The following is a 16445-nucleotide window of genomic DNA, read 5'->3' as shown; positions in this document are numbered from 1 at the left end:
CTTGTTCGTTCGGGGTCGGATGCGGGGTGACGAGCGGGTGGGTGGGAGAGGCCCGTTCGGCCGGAGTCGGATGCAGGGGCCCCGGAAAACGACCCCCGCGGCCGCCCCAAGGCCCCTCACGTCACACGAAGCCTCCGCCACACCGCTTTCGCCGCGTTGTGCCCCGACATGCCGTGCACACCGGGCCCGGGCGGCGTCGCGGACGAGCAGATGAACACGGCCGGGTGCGCGGTGCCGTACGGGAAGAGGGAGAGCTTGGGGCGGAGCAGCAGCTGGAGGCCGCTCGCGGCGCCGCAGGCGATGTCACCGCCCACGTAGTTGGCGTTGCGGGCGGCCAACGCGGCCGGACCCGCGGTGGCGCGGGCGAGGACACGGTCGCGGAAGCCGGGGGCGAAGCGCTCGAGCTGGCGCTCGATCGCGTCGGTGAGATCGCCGTCCCAGCCGTTGGGCACATGGCCGTACGCCCAGAAGACCTGCTTGCCCGCGGGGGCACGAGAGGGGTCGACGAGGCTGGGCTGCACGGTGATCAGGAACGGCGATTCGGGTGCGCGGTTCTCGCGGGACGCGGCGTGCAGCGCGGCGCCGATCTCGGCGCTGCTGGCGCCGACCTGCACCGTGCCCGCCGCTCGCGCCTCTTTCGCCGTCCACGGGACGGGCCCGTCGAGGGCGTAGTCGACCTTGAAGACGCTCGCGCCGTAGCGATAGCGCTCATAGCTGCGCCCCAGGCCCGCGATCCGGGCGAGGGCGGTGGGCGAGGTGTCGAAGATGTACGCGCGCGCCGGCGGCAGGTCGTCGAGCCGCTTGACCTCGTAGTCCGTGTGGACCGCGCCGCCGAGGTCCTTCAGATACGCGGTGAGCGCGTCCGAGATCGACTGTGAGCCACCTCGGGCGACCGGCCAGCCGCGGGCGTGCGCGGCCAGCGCGAAGACCATGCCGACGGCGCCGGTGGCGATCCCGCCGAGCGGCGCGATGATGTGGGCGACGAGCCCGGAGAACAGGGCGCGGGCCCGGTCGTCGCGAAAGCGCCGCATCAGCCAGGTGGAAGGCGGAAGGCCGGCGAGGCCGAAGCGCGCGAGGGCCACGGGGTCGCGCGGCAGCGCGGTCGACGGCAGCGCCATGAAGTCCCGCAGGATGTCGTCCCACTTGCTGACGAAGGGGTCGACGAGTCGTCGGTACGCCCCCGCGTCGCGCGGCCCGAACGAGGCGGCGGTCTCGGCGACGGAGCGGGAAAGCACCGCGGCGCTGCCGTCCGTGAAGGGGTGCGCCATGGGCAGCTGCGGCTGGAGCCACTCGAGGCCGTACCGGTCGAGGGGCATGGTGCGGAACACGGGCGAGTTGATGCCCAGCGGGTGCGCGGCGGAACAGGGGTCGTGCCGGAACCCGGGAAGCGTCAGCTCCTCGGTCCTCGCCCCGCCGCCCACAGTGTCCTTGGCCTCGAACACGGCCACCGAGAATCCGCGGCGGGCCAGCTCGACGGCAGCGGTCAGACCGTTCGGTCCCGCCCCCACGATGACGGCATCAAGCATCGACGGCACCTTCGGACTCCTTTGTCAGCCGATGGCCTCTGCCGCCCAGGATAGGCCGGGCCACCGACAGCGCCGTGGGCGCGGGGGGCCTCTGACGGGTGACGTAGTGGTTCCGCCGTGCTGACGCGGGCTCCGCGGTGTGGTTCGAGGCGACAGACGGCGCGATCGTCCTGCGGCAGGCGCACTTCACCGACCCGCACCGGTCGGCTTCCGTGACGGCCTCGTGCGAAGAACTGGCCTGGTCCCACGGCGAGTTCGAGCCGCCGCGTGGTGCCTCGCCGATCAGACCGCGGCCGACAGCAACTCCACCACGCGGTCGACCGTGGCGGCGTCCCGGGCGGCCGTGAACGGCAGGGCGTTCCCGCCCTCGATCCGGAAGGGCTCACCGGCGACGGTCAGATCGGCGCCGCCGGCCTCGGCCACGAGCAGCAGCCCCGCCGCGTGGTCCCAGGCGAGCTCCCAGGAGAAGGCAACCGCGTCCAACTCCCCCCTGGCGATGGCCAGATACTCCAGCCCGGCCGAACCGCAGGGCCGCGGCACGACGCCCTCCACGCGCAGGCCGAGCAGCGCGCGCTTCTGCTCGGGCGTGGTGAAGTCCGGGTGCGAGGTCGCCACCTCGAGCACCTCCCCCGGTGAACCGGCCACCAGCCGCTCTCCGTCGAGCCAGGCGCCCTTGCCGCGCACGGCGACCGCCATCTCGTCGAGCGCCGGGGCGTACGTCCAGGAGGCGAGCACCTCACCGCGCCACGCCAGCGCGATCAGCATGCAGAATCCGGGGTCGCCGTGCACGAACTGGCGCGTGCCGTCGACCGGGTCGACGATCCACACCGCCGCGTCGGTGCGTATCGCCTCGTATATCGAGGGGTCCGCGTGCACCGCTTCTTCTCCTACGACCACGGAGCCCGGGAGCAGCGTGGTGAGTGCGGCGGTCAGCTGCTCCTCGGCGAGGCGGTCGGCCACCGTCACGAGGTCGTGCGGCCCGCTCTTCTGGACGACATCGTCCTCGGCGAGCTGCCGGAACCGGGGCATGACCTCGGCCGCGGCGGCCTTGCGGAGTGCTTCTTCGACGTCGGGGACGCCGCGTACGAGAAAGTCTTCGATCGCTTCGATCATGCATCCATGAGAGCACGCCGGACTGACAATCCGTACGGCCCAGCGGAACGGGTCATGGATTCGAGATGAATCCCACGTGACCTGCCCTCCGGGCCCGCCCCACCGGCCTCACCTGCACTAACAGCCCCTCGGGGAGGTGCCGCGCCCCCGCAACAGACTTATGGTTCATTCAATGGCGTAACACCTGAAGGTGTCGAAAGGGTCACTCCATGCATCCCTCCCTCAACCCGGCCGCACTGGCCGGGCTGCGTCGGCCGCGCCCCTACCCCGCTGTCACGGTCCTGCTGCCGACCCACCGCAGGGAGCCGGACAACGCCCAGGATCCCGTACGGCTGCGCAATCTCGTCGCGGAGGCCAAGGAGCACCTGCAGTCCGACCCCGCCGTGGCCAGGGAGCAGCGGATCGAGGTGGCCGCGCAGCTGGACCGGGCGGTGGCGGAGATCGACCTCGTGCACGCCGAGGAAGGGCTCGCCCTCTTCGCCGCCCCCGGGGAGCACCAGGTGTGGTCGCTGGCCAGGACGGTGCCCTCGCGCGTGGTGCTCTCGGACACCTTCCTGACCCGCAACGTCGTCGCGGCCCAGGCCGCCGAGCGTCCGTACTGGGTCCTCGCCGTCTCGGCCGACCGCGTCTCACTGTGGAGCGGCACCCCGGAGCGGGCCGTCGAGCACACGGCGGACGGGTTCCCGCTGACCCGGAGCCTCGACGACCCCGACGCGGAGCGCCAGGAGCGGATCGGCGACCTGCCGAGCACCTTCCGCGACGAGCACACCCGCAAGTTCCTGCGCGAGGCGGACCAGGCCGCGGCCCGCGTGCTCCACTCCCACCCGCGCCCCGTGTTCGTGGCCGGGGAAGCCGCGGCGCTCTCCCTCCTCGACGACGTCGGCACCGTCATCCACCAGGCCACACGGGTGCCGCACGGCGGTCTCTCGCATGGCCCGCGGGAGGCGGTGTGGCAGGCGGTGCGCCCCTTCCTCGCCGCCCGGGAGAAGGACGAACTCGACTCTGTGGTAAGTGAGTTGGACTCGGCGCAGGGGCGGCGTCATTATGCCGCCGGGCTCGACGAGGTCTGGCAGAACGTGACGACGGACCGGGTCCGCCTCCTGGCTGTGGAGGACACCTACCAGGCGACCGTACGCGAGGACGGCGGGCACCTCGTCCCGGCCGGCGGCGACGAACTCGACGCGGTGGACGACGTCGTCGACGACATCGTCGAGCGGGCTCTGGACACCGGCGCGCAGGTCCGCTTCGTACCCGAGGGCACACTCACCGGCCGGGGCCGGATCGCCTGCGCCCTGCGGTACTGACATCCCCGTACGCGCAGGCAACGAGCACCAGCAGCAGGGAAAGGACCGCACCGAATGAACTCCATGCCGCCCCGCGGGAAGCTGCGCCGCGGGCCCGCGGTGTCCGCCGCCCTCACGCTCGCCGCCACGGTGACGGCAGCCGCCGCCCTCGTCTCGTGCGGCTCCGACAGCGACACACCGTCGTCCGAGGGCAGCGGGACGGTCAGCGAACGGCCGACCGCCCCCGACTCGTCGTCCTTCTCGGAGAAGACCGCGTCGCCGCTGAAGTCACAGGCCTCCGAGGCAGCCGAGTCCGCGCGCGCGTCGGCCTCCGAGGCGGAGGCGTCCGCCTCGGAGCGCGCGGACGAGTTCGAGGCGTCCGTGTCCGCCGACACGGAACGGGCCAACCAAGCCGCCGAGGACGCCCTGAAGGACGTCGACGGGCGCGGCAACGCGATGTCCGATGTCTCCATGACGGGCAAGCCGCGCTCCGAGACCGGCGGTGTGCTCGCCTCCGTGGTCACTTTCACCAACAGGACCGACAAGACGGCGGACTTCGCCGTGCGGGTCGACTTCGTCGACTCTTCGGGCAAGGTCGTGGAGACCCGCTACGTCGGTACGCGGAACCTCGAACCCGGCAAGCGGTCCCAGCGCTACGCCATCAGCCACGAGCCCCCGGAGCCGAAGCTCTCCGCGAAGCTGGTCAAGGCCCAGCGGTACTGACCCCCCGTACCGGCGGGGCCGCTTCAGAAGTCCACCGCGTCGCGGATGAGCGGGCACGTCATGCAGTGCCCGCCGCCGCGACCGCGCCCGAGTTCGGCGCCGACGATGGTGATGACCTCGACCCCCGCCTTGCGCAGCAGCGTGTTGGTCTGGGTGTTGCGGTCATAGGTGAAGACCACGCCAGGCTCCAGGGCGACGGCGTTGTTGCCGCTGTCCCACTGCTGGCGCTCGGAGGCGTAGACGTCCCCGCCCGTCTCGATGACGCGCAGTTCGGGCAGCCCGAGCGACTTGGCGACCACGTCGACGAACGCACGTGAGCCCTCGTCCGTGATCTCCACGCCCGCCGCCTTGTCGCTGGGGCGCAGTGTGAAGGAGTGCACGTCGTCCATGATCTTCGGGTAGAGCGTGACGATGTCGCGGTCGGCGAAGGTGAAGACGGTGTCGAGGTGCATCGCGGAGCGCAGCTTGGGCATGCCGGCGACGACGACCTGTTCGGCCGAGCCGTTCTCGAACAGCGCGGCGGCGACCTGTGTGATGGCCTGCCGCGAGGTGCGCTCGCTCATGCCCATCAGGACGACGCCGTTGCCGACAGGCATGATGTCCCCACCCTCGAACGTCGCCTGCCCCCAGTCGAGTTCGGGGTCGCCCCACCACACCGTGGCGGGGATGAAGTCGGGGTGGAACCGGTAGATCGCCTTCATCAGGAGCGTCTCGTCGTGCCGGGCGGGCCAGTACAGCGGGTTGAGTGTGACGCCGCCGTACAGCCAGCACGTCGTGTCGCGGGTGTAGAGGGTGTTCGGCAGCGGCGGCATCAGATATTCGCTGACGCCGGTGGATTCGCGTACGAGCGCGAGGTACCCGGAGCGGAACTCCTCCGGCAGATCCGCGGTGGCCAGGCCCCCGATGAGGTACTCGGTGAGCTGCCGGGGCTCCAGCGTCTCCAGGAAGGCGCGGGTGCCTTCGATGAGTCCGGGGCCCACCTCGTTCGCGATGATCTTCCGGTCGAGGAGCCAGCTCCTCGCCTCGGGGAGCGCCATGGTCTGGGCGAGCAGGTCGTGCAGCTCGACGACCTCGACGCCGCGCTGCTGCAGCTTGATGACGAAGTCGGCATGGTCGCGCTGGGCGTTCTCCACCCACATGACGTCGTCGAAGAGCAGGTCGCCGGAGTTGGTGGGGGTCAGCCTGCGGTGCGCGAGCCCGGGCGCGCAGACCAGTACCTTGCGCAGCCTGCCGACCTCGGAGTGGACACCGAACGTCGGTGCGGCGGGGGTGTCATGGCGGGTCACGGTGCGCCTTTCGGTCAGTGGCAGCAATCAGTGGCAACAGGAGGTGCGCGCTCAGAGTTCGAGCCAGCCCACCGCGAGCGCGATCACGCCCACGACGGCGCCCGCGATGGAGACGGCGCAGATGACGGCCTCGCGAGGGGAGAACAGGCGCCGGTTCTGTTCCCGCCGCGCCGTGATGAAGAGGAGGGTCGCGGGGGCGTGGAGGATGAAGGAGACGAGGACGAACTCGAGCCCGGCGGCGAACAGCAGGAACGCGGTGTACAGCGTGGCGACCACCGCGATCACGAGTTCCCCGCGGGTACTGCGCCCGGCGACGCGCACCATCGAGCCGACGACCATCATCGTCAGCGTGGCGAGGGTCAGCTTGACGGCCGGTGATGTGCCCTCGGTGGCTCGGTCGCTCGCATCGGCGTGGCTCACGGATTCCTCGTCAGCTGCGGGAATCTATCCCTGGTGGGTCGAGTTGTCCTGTTATGAAATCGCAGGCTGACGGCATCCGCGATTCAGGAAGGCCCGGAGGAAGCACAGTGCACGGTGAGTACAAGGTCCCCGGCGGCAAGCTCGTCGTCGTGGACCTGGAGGTCGAGGACGGCGTGCTGCGGCACGTGCGGGTGGCGGGGGACTTCTTCCTGGAACCTGACGAGGCGTTCGACGCCTTGAGCCGGGCCGTGGAGGGCGCTCCTGCCGACACCGACGCGGCGGGGCTGGCTGCCCGCATCGACGCGGCGCTGCCCGAGGGCACGGTGATGTACGGGCTCGCCTCGGAAGGTGTGGGCGTCGCGGTGCGCCGCGCCCTCGCGCACGCCACCGACTGGACCGACTACGACTGGCAGCTGATCCACGAGGCCCCGCAGTCCCCCGCCCTGCTCATGGCCCTGGACGAGGTGCTCACCGAGGAGGTGGCCGCCGGGCGCCGCCCGCCGACGCTGCGGGTGTGGGAGTGGGAGTCCCCGGCCATCGTCATCGGCAGCTTCCAGTCGCTGCGCAACGAAGTGGACCCGGCGGGCACCGAGCGGCACGGCGTCGAGGTGGTGCGCCGGATCAGCGGCGGGGGCGCCATGTTCTGCGAGCCGGGCAACACCATCACGTACTCGCTCTCGGTTCCCGACTCGCTCGTGCAGGGCCTGTCCTTCGCCGACAGCTACGCCTATCTGGACGACTGGGTGCTCGAAGCCCTCGGCGACATGGGCATCAAGGCGTGGTACCAACCGCTCAACGACATCGCCACCGAGGCGGGGAAGGTCGCGGGCGCCGCGCAGAAGCGCCTCGCGGGCGGGGACGGCGCCGTGCTGCACCACGTGATGATGTCGTACGACATCGACGCGGAGAAGATGGTCGAGGTGCTCCGCATCGGCCGCGAGAAGCTCTCGGACAAGGGCACGAGGAGCGCGAAGAAGCGCGTGGACCCGCTGCGCCGCCAGACGGGGCTCCCGCGCGAGGCCGTGATCGAGCGGATGCTCGACTCGTTCCGCACGCGGTACGGCCTGACTCCGGGCAAGGCCACGGACGAGGAGATGGCCAGGGCGCGCGAGCTCGCCCGGACGAAGTTCAGCTCACCGGAGTGGACGGCGCGGGTGCCGTAGGCCTGGACGGGTTCGCCTCGTCCGCCGGACTCCGCTGCCAGGCGGTCGTGCCGATGCGGCCGGTGTTGCCGAGGTCGATCCGGCCCTCCGGGGTCACGGTCCCGGGGCGGGTGCCCGGGGCCGGGGTGACCTTCAGATAGGTGCCGCTGACGGCGTTCGTCGTCGTGTCGGTGACGGTGTTGCGCCAGACGAGCACGGTGTGGGCCGCCTCGCCCCGCTTGAGCGACAGGGGGCGCGGGCCGGGGTCGTCCATCGTGGTGACGGGCTCGGGCCCTTCGAGGATCTGTACGTCGAGGGGTTCGCGGTGCTCGTCGAGGACCCGCAGCTTCGGATAGCCGTTCAGGCGGTAGGTGTCCTTGCCGCAGTTGGTCACGGTCACCCTCATCGCGCGCAGACCCATGGCGGGTTCGACCATGCCCGCCTCGATGCGGACGCCGGACGCGGGACAGGAGGGCGATGGCACGTCGGGCACGTCGTCAGGCCCCGTCACGACGGGTGCCTCCGTCGGCGAGACAGGACCGGCCGATGCGGACGAGCCGTCCCCCTTGGCGGTGGACGAACCGCCACCCGCAGCGGCGCGGTCGCCCTCGGCAGGCGCCGTACGCCCAGGGTCCCGCTCCCGCTCCCACTCCTGCGAGAGCCCGCATCCGGAGGCGAGCAGGACCACGGCCGAGAGGACGGCGACGTACCTGATCGGTACGGCTCTGAACGGTATGACGGTCACGCGGAGATCATGCCATGCCCAGAGATTTCCCCTTTCGACCCACCGCCATCAGCCCCACGTAGACGACCAGCGCCGAACCGAGGCCGATCGCCCACCCGTAGTCCGCGAGCGGCTTCAGGGCGGGGATCAGCCCGTCATCGGGGAACGGCCCCTTCCCCGGCGCCGAATGCGAGCCGCCCACGGCGAGCACACCGCCGACCGCGAAGGCCGCGACGGCCCGCAGGTTCCACCCGCCCGTGTACCAGTAACGCCCTTCGGGGCGGTACAGATCGGCGAGGTCGAGGACGGTCCGGCGCACCACCCAGTAGTCGGCGATCAGGATTCCCGCGACCGTGCCGAGCAGCCCGCCCACGACACCGAGCCAGACGAAGATGTAGAGCTCAGGCGTCTCGATCAGCTTCCACGGGAAGATGACCACGCCCACGACGCCGGTGATCAGCGCGCCCGTACGGAAGTTGATGAACTTCGGGGCGAGGTTCGCGAGGTCGTACGCGGGTGAGACCACGTTGGCCGCGATGTTCACGGAGACGGTGGCGACCAGAACGGTCACCAGTGCGTAGAGGAGACCGAAGATGTTGTCGGCCCTGGCGGCCAGGTCGACGGGCTCCCAGATCGGCTCCCCGTACACCGCTTGTGAACCGGAGGTGACCAGGACGGACATGAGCGCGAACGCGGTCATGGTGGTCGGAAGCCCGAGCGTCTGTCCCCACACCTGCGCCCGCTGCCCCTTCCCGAACCGCGTGAAGTCGGGGATGTTCAGGGACAGCGTGGACCAGAAGCCGATCATGCCCATCAGCGCCGGGAAGAACACCGGCCAGAAGTCGCCGCCCCAGCCCAGCGTGGACGGCTGGTCGAGCAGCGGACCGAAGCCGCCCGCCTTGTCGGCGATCCATACGAGCAGCACCACGGCGCCGACGAGCACGAAGGGAGCCGCCCAGTTCTCGAAGCGCCGCAGGGCCTCCATCCCCCGGTGGATGATGGCCAGTTGGAGGGCCCAGAACAGCACGAAGCAGAGCCACAGCGGCCACGGGTAGCCGCCGATCCGGGACTCGTCGCTCCACGCCCCGTCAAAGACCTTGTTGAGCAGGACGTAGATTCCCTGGCCGCCGATCCAGGTCTGGATACCGAACCAGCCGCACGCCACCGCCGCCCTGATCAGTGCGGGCAGGTTCGCGCCGCGCAGGCCGAAGGAGGCGCGGGCCAGGACGGGGAACGGGATGCCGTACTTCGGTCCCGCGTGTCCCGTCAGAAGCATCGGCAGGAGCACGATCACATTGGCCGCCGCGATGGTGAAGACGGCCTGGCGCCAGTCCATGCCGAGCGCGACCAGGCCCGAAGCGAGCGTCCAGGAGGGGATGTTGTGGGCCATGCCGACCCACAGGGCGGCGAAGTTGTACGTGCTCCAGTGGCGTTCGGCCAGGGGAATGGGCTTGAGGTCGTCGTTGGCGAAGCGGCTGTGCTCCGGAAACGCGCCGGGGCGCAGTTCGACGCGGCCGTCGTCGGCGACGGTCTGGGATGTGGCGCCGGGTCCGGCGGCGGGCCCCGTGGGGACGGTGCCGGTCACGAGGCGGGCGGATCGGTCTGCGGCACACGTCCGAAATCCATGCCCAGGCTCCTTACTCGGATCAACGCGGGACAACGCGGGACAACACGGGAAACGCGGGTCAACTCAGCTCAGGTACTGGTGTTGATGCTGGTACCGGCAGGTGCTCGAGAGCCTTCAGATCCGGCTCAGTCGCCAGTTTCCCCAGCCGGCGGCGCCGACAATCCTGCTCCCGGTGGGGGCTCGGTCGAAACGTGGACCGGCATGAAAGACCCTCGATGACTGCCGGGTCCCGGCAATGTGCGAGCCCTCCCCCACATGCGACGATCCCCACCTCACCGAGACATCCGGCAAGTTGAGGAGGTGCTCGGGGTGAATGTCTTTCTGGGTCTCGGCATCGCGGGAATCGCGCTGCTGGTCCTGTCCCTCGTCTTCGACGGTGTCCTCGAGGGACTCTTCGACGGCGTCGGAGTCCTCGACGGGCTCTTCGACGGGCTGCTGTCACTTCCCGTCGTCGCCGGGTTCGTGTCCATGCTCGGCTTCGGCGGGGCGATCGTGCTCGGCACGACCGGGCTCGGTGCCGGCGGCGCCATCGCCGTCGGAGCGGCCGTCGGCGTGGGAGCGGGCTGGCTGACCTGGAAGTTCAGCCGCGCCCTGATGCGGGATCAGACCTCGGCCACTCCACGGGGCGACGACCTCGTGGGCACCGCGGGCGCCGTGGTCACCGCGATCCCGGTCGGCGGCTATGGCGAAGTGCTGGTCCAACTGGGCGGTCAGCCGGTGAAGTTCGCCGCCAGGAGCGGCGCGGCCGTCACCCGCGGCACCGAGATCTGGGTGGAGGCGGCCCTGTCGCCGACCTCGGTCGCGGTCCGCCCCGTACAGCGCTGACCACCGCGCCACCCGCACCCGCACCCGCACCCGCGTCGCGGCATACCTGTCCGCGTCCACGACCTGTACAACATCACCGATCTGCCGTCCCCTCGGGAGGCAGGGGGGAATTCACCATGAGTCCAGTCCTGACCGCCGTCATCGGAGTCGTCGTACTCCTAGTACTCCTCGCGCTCGTCGTCGTGACCCGCTACAAGGTCGCGGGACCCAGCGAGGCCTTCATCGTGACCGGGCGGCGCGGCAAGAAGTCCACCGACCCCGACACCGGCCGGATCTTCACCGACAACAGCGGCCAGAAGGTCGTGGTGGGCGGCGGCGTGTTCGTCGTGCCGTTCGTCCAGCAGAAGTTCACGCTCGACCTCTCCTCACGGCACATCCCGATCGCCGTGCGCGGTGCGGTCACGCTGCGCGGGGTGAAGGCCAACCTCGAGGGCGTCGCGATCGTGAAGGTCGGCGGCACCGAGGACTCCATACGCGCCGCGGCCCAGCGTTTCCTCGCCCAGCAGGGCGGCATCGTCGGCTTCACCCAGGAAGTGCTCTCCGGCGCGCTGCGCTCCATCGTGGGCCGGATGTCGGTGGAGGACATCATCCGCGACCGCGCCGCCTTCGCCGGGCAGGTCGCCGAGGAGGCCGAGGCGAGCCTGTCCGGGCAGGGCCTGGTGCTCGACGCCTTCCAGATCCAGGACATCACCACCGAGGGCTCCTACCTGGAGGACCTCGGCCGCCCCGAGGCCGCCCGCGCCAAGCAGGAGGCCGACATCGCCGAGGCCGTGGCACGCCGCGCCGCCGAGCAGGCGCGGCTGAAGGCCGAGGAGGAGATCGCGATCGCCCAGCGGACGTTCTCCCTCAAGCAGGCCGAGATCAAGGCGGAGACCGACGAGGCCGGCGCACGTGCCGGAGCCGCGGGACCGCTCGCCGAGGCCGCCCGCCGCCAGGAGGTCCTCGCCGAGCAGGAGAAGGTCGCCCAGCGCCAGGCTGCCCTGACCGACCGCGAGCTGGACACCAAGGTCCGCAAGCCCGCCGACGCGGCGCGCTACCAGGCCGAGCAGGAGGCAGAGGCCCGCCGTGTCTCCCTGGTCAAGCAGGCCGAGGCCGACGCGGACCGGGCTCGTCTCACCGGTGAGGGCGAGAAGGCCCAGCGGGCCGCGCTCGCCGACGCCGTACGCCTGGAAGGCGAGGCCGACGCCGCCGCGATCGGCGCCAAGGGTGCCGCCGAGGCGGAGGCGATGCGCAAGAAGGCCGACGCCTTCGCACAGTACGGCGACGCGGCGGTGCTGCAGATGCTCGTCGAGGTCCTGCCCAGTGTGGTGGCCAAGGCGGCGGAACCGCTCGGCGCGATCGACAAGATGACCGTGATCTCCACGGACGGCGCGAGCAGTCTCTCCCGCACGGTCGCCGACAACGTCGCCCAGGGCATGGAGCTCCTCAGCTCCACCACGGGAGTCGACGTGGCCGAACTCCTCAAGAGCATCACCGGAGGCAAGGCCCTTGTGGACGCCGCCCCCGCCAAGCTCGACGCCAAGCTCAACGGCAAGATCAACGTGACGGACTGACCTCGAACGGGCGCCCCCGGTATCGAAGTAGGCGAGCAGGGCGGCCACTCTGGGAGCGCGAGTACGGCCGCTCAACAGAGCACTTCGCCTCAGATCGTTAGTTTCCCGTACGACCCACCCAGGGCCGGAGCTTCTCGGGATTCCGTACGCCCCACAGGTGCGTGATCCGGTCGCCCGCGATACCGAAGGCGAGCACCCCCGTGGTGACGCCGTCGTGCTGCATCACCAGGCCGGGCTGGCCGTTGACCGTGCGCTCCAGGATCGTCTGGCCGGGCGCCCCGTCGGCGATGGCGGCCGAGACGGTGACCAGGTAGCGCGCGATCTCCTCGCTGCCCACGATGGGGTGGGGCGCCGCGTTCACCAGGCCGCCGCCGTCGGCGAGGGCCGTGGCGTCGGGGTCGAGGAGGCCGATGAGCGCGGCGATGTCCCCGGCCTCCCAGGCGTGCTTGAAGTCCCTGACAACGGCGGCACGCCGGGCCGCCGTCGTCGCCGTCGTAGCCGTGGTTGCCGTGGTCCCGGGAGCGTCCGAGGCCCGCATGCGGCGGCGTGCCGACGAAGCCAGCTGGCGGCATGCCGCCGGGCTCCGGCCGACGATCTCGGCCACTTCGGCGAAGGAGTAGCGGAAGACGTCGTGCAGGATGAACGCGACGCGCTCGGCCGGGGTCATCGATTCGAGCACGACGAGGAAGGCCATGTTGACCGACTCGTCGAGAGTGACCCGGTCGGCCGGGTCGGCACCCGCTCCGCCCGACCGCCCGTCGAGCCACTCCGTGCGATCGGGCAGCGGCTCCGGGATCCATTCACCCACGTAGCTCTCGCGCCGGGCCCGCGCCGAGCGCAGCTGGTCCAGGCAGATGCGCCCGGCCACCTTCGTCAGCCAGCCACCGGGGGATTCGATGGCCTGCTGCTGCTTCGGGGACATGGCGTACCAGCGGACGTAGGCCTCCTGCACGACGTCCTCGGCGTCGGCCAGGGAGCCGAGGAGCCGGTACGCGAGATTGATCAGCTGACGCCGCTCGCTCATGATCGCGCTCAGGCTCGCATCGAGCCGTCCGTCTCCGGGCTCGAACTGGGTCCTCATGGTGTCGCCGCTCCCTTTGCCGCCGGTGCCGTTCCCCCTACGACGAGACAGCCCCTCGGAATGTGACATCGGCGCCTCGCCTCACATTCCGAGGGGCTGTCTCGTCGGTGCTGCTGGGACGACACGATCCCGCGAACGGCCGGTTCATCCGGGGGGTGAACCGGCCCAACAGACAAGGGAGATCACCATGCAGACCCGTCTCGACTTCCTCACCAATCCGGTCTCGGCCCAGGCCGTCAAGCACATCGTCGCCGCGGGCAAGGCGCTCGCGGAGTCGACACTGCCGGCGGCGGCGCGTGAACTGGCCATGCTCCGTGCCAGTCAGATCAACGGCTGCGGTTTCTGTATCGACATCCACACCAAGGAGGCCCTGCACGCCGGGGAGACCATGGTGCGCCTGAGCCTGGTCGCGGCCTGGCGTGAGGCCACGGTGTTCACCGACGCCGAGCGCGCCGCCCTGGAGCTGGCGGAGCAGGGCACCCGCATCGCGGACGCGGCCGGCGGTGTCTGTGACGAGGCATGGGCGAACGCCGCCAAGTACTACGACGAGGACCAGCTCGCCGCCTTGGTGTCGGGCATCGCCATCATCAACGCCTTCAACCGTCTGAACGTCTTCACACAGCGGCCCGCGGGCGACTACGAGGTCGGCCAGCTCGGATAGCAGGCCCATTGCCGGGGCGGGCGACCGGCCGGTTCACGGGACCGGCCGGGTCGCCCCTCCAGCCCCTTCCCACCCCCGACAGGAGTGACCCTCATGCCCACCACCATCAGCCTCGGCGAGCTGACCGGCGCCTACGTCATCGACACCGCCCACACCCGGATCGGCTTCGTCGCCCGGCATGCCATGTCCACCAGGGTGCGCGGGGAGTTCGCACAGTACGAGGGCGGCGCGTACCTGTTCGGCGACCAGCCGTCGAAGTCCAGCGCACACCTCGCCATCCGGGCGGCGAGTCTCCAGACCCACCACCGGCAGCGCGACGACCAGTTGCGCGGCACCTTCCTGGACACGGACAACCATCCCACCATCACCTTCGAGTCGACCGAGGTGGAGCCGGTCGACAGGACCACGTACAAGGTCACCGGCCTCCTGACCATCCGGGGCGTGACCCAACCGGTGACGATGGACGCCGAGTTGACCGCCGCGGAGGAAGACTCGCAGGGCGACTTCCGAGTCGGATTCCTGGGCAGCGTCACGATCAACCGCAAGGACTGGGGCGTCAACTGGAACGCCGCGACCTCGGTTCTCGTGAGCCCGAAAGTAACGCTGGAGTTCGACGTCATCGCGGTCAGGCAGCCCTGAATGCGCGTCGTGACGTTGAACGTGTGGAACAGCCGCGGCGACGCCGTCGCACGGGCGACGCTGATCAACGCCGAGCTGCGGCGTCTCGCACCGGATCTCGTCGCCTTCCAGGAGGTCCTGCCGGACCAACTGCCCGGCCTGATCGAGGGCACAGGGCTGCACGGCACCCATCAGTCGCAGACCGCCGCCGCGGCTCCGCCCTACGCGGACCGGTACGGCGGCACGGCGATCGCGACGCGGTGGCCGCATCGCGTCGTCGAGGTCCTCGACCAGCGCGGAACGAACGCGCCCGACGTCCCGTGGCTCACGCTGGCCGCCCTCGTGCCGCTGCCCGGCCTCGACGACGTGCTGTTCATCGCGCCCACGATGTCGTTCCGGCTCGACGCGGAAGCGCAACGGGAGCGTCAGGCGCTGACGTTGAGCGATCTGGACGCCCGGCACCGCACGGCACTGCCCACGGTCATGGCCGGTGATTTCAACGCGGACCCCGACTCGGCCGGCATCCGCTATCTGACCGGCCGGCAGTCACTCTCGGGCCGCAGCACCCACTTCCACGACGCGTGGGAGGTCGCGGGTTCCGGCCCCGGGCACACCTGGACCGCCGACAACCCCCACGCGGCCGAGGACATCGAGCTCCTGGTACGCCAGCCCGGCCACCGCCGCAGGATCGACTACATCTTCGTCGGCTCCCCGCACGCGCACCCGCATGCCTTCGCCCGCGTGCGGAGTGCCCGCCTCGCCTTCGACGAGCCGACCGGCGGCGTATGGGCCGGCGATCATTACGGAGTTGTCGCCGACCTGGAAGTGGGGCTGCTCACGACAGAGCGGGGATGACCGTGTCGCCGTACCCGTCGATGACGCCCTCGCGGGCGTCGTGCATCGCGTACAGCGCGAACTGATCGACGCCCAGCCGCTTCAACTCCTCCAGTTTGGCGATGTGTTGACGCGCCGTACCGATGACGCAGAAGCGGTCGACGATGTCGTCGGGGACGAAGGCCGTGTCGGGGTTGTCGGCGCGGCCGTGGTGGGAGTAGTCGTAGCCCTCGCGGGCCTTGATGTACTCCGTGAGGGCCTCGGGGACCAGGCCCGAGTGTTCGCCGTACTTCGCGACCAGGTCGGCCACGTGGTTGCCGACCATCCCGCCGAACCAGCGGCACTGCTCACGGGCGTGGGCGAGCGCGGCGGGTGAGTCGTCCTCCGTGAGGTAGGCGGGGGCTGCGACGCAGATCGTGACCGCGGATGGGTCCCGGCCCGCGGCCGCGGCCGCGTCGCGGACCGCCTTCACCATGGTCTCCGTCAGATACGGGTCGGCGAGCTGGAGGATGAAACCGTCCGCCTCCTCGCCCGCCATCTTCAGCGCCTTGGGCCCGTACGCGGCCATCCACACCGGGAGTTGGGCGTCCGTCCCGATCCAGGGGAAGCGGATCGTGGTGCCGCCCAGGTCCGCCTCCTCCCCCGAGGCCAGCGCGCGGATGACCTTCATGGCCTCGCTGATCCGGGCGAGGGTGTTCGGGGTGCGGCCCGCCACCCGCATCGCGCTGTCGCCGCGCCCGATGCCGCACACGGTGCGGTTGCCGTACATGTCGTTGAGCGTGGCGAACGTGGAGGCCGTCACCTCCCAGGTGCGAGTGCCCGGGTTGGTGACCATCGGGCCGACGATCAGCCGCTGCGTGTTCGCCAGGATCTGGCTGTAGATGACGAAGGGCTCCTGCCACAGCACGGCCGAGTCGAAGGTCCAGCCGTAGCGGAAGCCGTTTCGCTCGGCGCGCTTCATGAGGCTGATCACCTGCGCGGCCGGCGGATCGGTCTGCAGGACGAGTCCGAAGTCCATGGTGCGTCGCC

General features: G+C 70.6%; 16 protein-coding genes. 8 read left to right on the top strand and 8 right to left on the bottom strand.

Annotated features, from left to right (window positions below):
* Window positions 1–116: 116 nt before the first annotated feature.
* Together ACZ5WE_RS36030 and ACZ5WE_RS36025 are read right to left on the bottom strand one after the other, a co-directional pair.
* Window positions 117–1526 carry a phytoene desaturase family protein gene (locus tag ACZ5WE_RS36030; protein ID WP_467695580.1) on the bottom strand — a complete coding sequence of 470 codons (1410 nt, stop codon included), beginning with the start codon at window positions 1524–1526 and terminating at the stop codon, window positions 117–119.
* A 282-nt stretch (window positions 1527–1808) separates the two neighbouring features.
* Window positions 1809–2639, bottom strand: coding sequence for an inositol monophosphatase family protein (locus ACZ5WE_RS36025; RefSeq protein WP_467695548.1), 831 nt, complete (start codon window positions 2637–2639; stop codon window positions 1809–1811).
* Window positions 2640–2848: 209 nt separating this feature from the next.
* Between ACZ5WE_RS36025 and ACZ5WE_RS36020 the strand changes: the two genes are divergently transcribed.
* On the top strand, window positions 2849–3943 hold the full coding sequence (locus tag ACZ5WE_RS36020; protein WP_467695546.1) for a baeRF3 domain-containing protein: 1095 nt from the start codon (window positions 2849–2851) through the stop codon (window positions 3941–3943).
* A gap of 54 nt (window positions 3944–3997) precedes the next feature.
* Entirely contained in the window at window positions 3998–4645 is a 648-nt protein-coding gene (locus ACZ5WE_RS36015) for a hypothetical protein (RefSeq protein ID WP_467695544.1), read from the top strand.
* A gap of 23 nt (window positions 4646–4668) precedes the next feature.
* Here ACZ5WE_RS36015 and ACZ5WE_RS36010 read toward each other — a convergent pair whose 3' ends face one another.
* Together ACZ5WE_RS36010 and ACZ5WE_RS36005 are read right to left on the bottom strand one after the other, a co-directional pair.
* The gene (locus ACZ5WE_RS36010) at window positions 4669–5931 is read right to left on the bottom strand and encodes an arginine deiminase (RefSeq protein ID WP_467695542.1); all 1263 of its coding nucleotides are present in this window, start codon (window positions 5929–5931) and stop codon (window positions 4669–4671) included.
* Window positions 5932–5982: 51 nt separating this feature from the next.
* A complete protein-coding gene (locus ACZ5WE_RS36005) occupies window positions 5983–6351 on the bottom strand; it encodes a hypothetical protein (RefSeq protein WP_467695540.1) in 369 nt (122 codons plus the stop codon).
* Window positions 6352–6458: 107 nt separating this feature from the next.
* Here ACZ5WE_RS36005 and ACZ5WE_RS36000 point away from each other — a divergent pair, with 107 nt between their 5' ends.
* A complete protein-coding gene (locus ACZ5WE_RS36000) occupies window positions 6459–7514 on the top strand; it encodes a lipoate--protein ligase family protein (protein ID WP_467695538.1) in 1056 nt (351 codons plus the stop codon).
* Here the strand turns inward: ACZ5WE_RS36000 and ACZ5WE_RS35995 are convergent.
* Window positions 7480–8238: a DUF4232 domain-containing protein gene (locus tag ACZ5WE_RS35995; RefSeq protein ID WP_467695536.1), complete on the bottom strand. Its 759-nt coding sequence runs from the start codon at window positions 8236–8238 to the stop codon at window positions 7480–7482. The two genes, ACZ5WE_RS36000 and ACZ5WE_RS35995, sit on opposite strands and share 35 nt — an antisense overlap.
* A gap of 7 nt (window positions 8239–8245) precedes the next feature.
* On the bottom strand, window positions 8246–9802 hold the full coding sequence (locus ACZ5WE_RS35990) for an NCS1 family nucleobase:cation symporter-1 (RefSeq protein ID WP_467695534.1): 1557 nt from the start codon (window positions 9800–9802) through the stop codon (window positions 8246–8248).
* A gap of 351 nt (window positions 9803–10153) precedes the next feature.
* Here ACZ5WE_RS35990 and ACZ5WE_RS35985 point away from each other — a divergent pair, with 351 nt between their 5' ends.
* Together ACZ5WE_RS35985 and ACZ5WE_RS35980 are read left to right on the top strand one after the other, a co-directional pair.
* A complete protein-coding gene (locus ACZ5WE_RS35985) occupies window positions 10154–10669 on the top strand; it encodes a hypothetical protein (RefSeq protein ID WP_467695532.1) in 516 nt (171 codons plus the stop codon).
* A gap of 116 nt (window positions 10670–10785) precedes the next feature.
* Window positions 10786–12222, top strand: a complete 1437-nt coding sequence (locus ACZ5WE_RS35980) for a flotillin family protein (RefSeq protein WP_467695531.1) — start codon at window positions 10786–10788, stop codon at window positions 12220–12222.
* Window positions 12223–12319: 97 nt separating this feature from the next.
* On the opposite strand, the gene sigJ is transcribed toward ACZ5WE_RS35980, so the two are convergent.
* Entirely contained in the window at window positions 12320–13303 is a 984-nt protein-coding gene (gene sigJ / locus ACZ5WE_RS35975) for an RNA polymerase sigma factor SigJ (protein WP_467695529.1), read from the bottom strand.
* 187 nt (window positions 13304–13490) lie between these two features.
* Between sigJ and ACZ5WE_RS35970 the strand changes: the two genes are divergently transcribed.
* The 3 genes from ACZ5WE_RS35970 (at window position 13491) to ACZ5WE_RS35960 (ending at window position 15437) form a co-directional block, all read left to right on the top strand.
* Window positions 13491–13964: a carboxymuconolactone decarboxylase family protein gene (locus ACZ5WE_RS35970; RefSeq protein WP_467695527.1), complete on the top strand. Its 474-nt coding sequence runs from the start codon at window positions 13491–13493 to the stop codon at window positions 13962–13964.
* 93 nt (window positions 13965–14057) lie between these two features.
* On the top strand, window positions 14058–14603 hold the full coding sequence (locus ACZ5WE_RS35965; protein ID WP_467695526.1) for a YceI family protein: 546 nt from the start codon (window positions 14058–14060) through the stop codon (window positions 14601–14603).
* Window positions 14604–14612: 9 nt separating this feature from the next.
* Window positions 14613–15437, top strand: coding sequence for an endonuclease/exonuclease/phosphatase family protein (locus ACZ5WE_RS35960; protein ID WP_467695524.1), 825 nt, complete (start codon window positions 14613–14615; stop codon window positions 15435–15437).
* Here the strand turns inward: ACZ5WE_RS35960 and ACZ5WE_RS35955 are convergent.
* Window positions 15418–16434, bottom strand: a complete 1017-nt coding sequence (locus ACZ5WE_RS35955) for a TIGR03842 family LLM class F420-dependent oxidoreductase (protein WP_467695522.1) — start codon at window positions 16432–16434, stop codon at window positions 15418–15420. The genes ACZ5WE_RS35960 and ACZ5WE_RS35955 overlap by 20 nt on opposite strands.
* Between the last annotated feature and the right edge of the window lie 11 nt (window positions 16435–16445).

The sequence above is a fragment of the Streptomyces sp. NPDC033180 genome (assembly GCF_055577645.1).
Note: the sequence above shows the minus strand (reverse complement) of the source record. Positions and strands in the feature narration are given on the sequence as shown.

Bases quoted from the DNA above. Each gene is read 5' to 3' on its own strand.
- sigJ (WP_467695529.1), bottom strand. From the start codon at position 13,303: ATGAGGACCCAGTTCGAGCCCGGAGACGGACGGCTCGATGCGAGCCTG.
- ACZ5WE_RS35970 (WP_467695527.1), top strand. From the start codon at position 13,491: ATGCAGACCCGTCTCGACTTCCTCACCAATCCGGTCTCGGCCCAGGCC.
- ACZ5WE_RS35965 (WP_467695526.1), top strand. From the start codon at position 14,058: ATGCCCACCACCATCAGCCTCGGCGAGCTGACCGGCGCCTACGTCATC.
- ACZ5WE_RS36030 (WP_467695580.1), bottom strand. From the start codon at position 1,526: ATGCTTGATGCCGTCATCGTGGGGGCGGGACCGAACGGTCTGACCGCT.
- ACZ5WE_RS35955 (WP_467695522.1), bottom strand. From the start codon at position 16,434: ATGGACTTCGGACTCGTCCTGCAGACCGATCCGCCGGCCGCGCAGGTG.
- ACZ5WE_RS36015 (WP_467695544.1), top strand. From the start codon at position 3,998: ATGAACTCCATGCCGCCCCGCGGGAAGCTGCGCCGCGGGCCCGCGGTG.
- ACZ5WE_RS35980 (WP_467695531.1), top strand. From the start codon at position 10,786: ATGAGTCCAGTCCTGACCGCCGTCATCGGAGTCGTCGTACTCCTAGTA.
- ACZ5WE_RS36020 (WP_467695546.1), top strand. From the start codon at position 2,849: ATGCATCCCTCCCTCAACCCGGCCGCACTGGCCGGGCTGCGTCGGCCG.
- ACZ5WE_RS36025 (WP_467695548.1), bottom strand. From the start codon at position 2,639: ATGATCGAAGCGATCGAAGACTTTCTCGTACGCGGCGTCCCCGACGTC.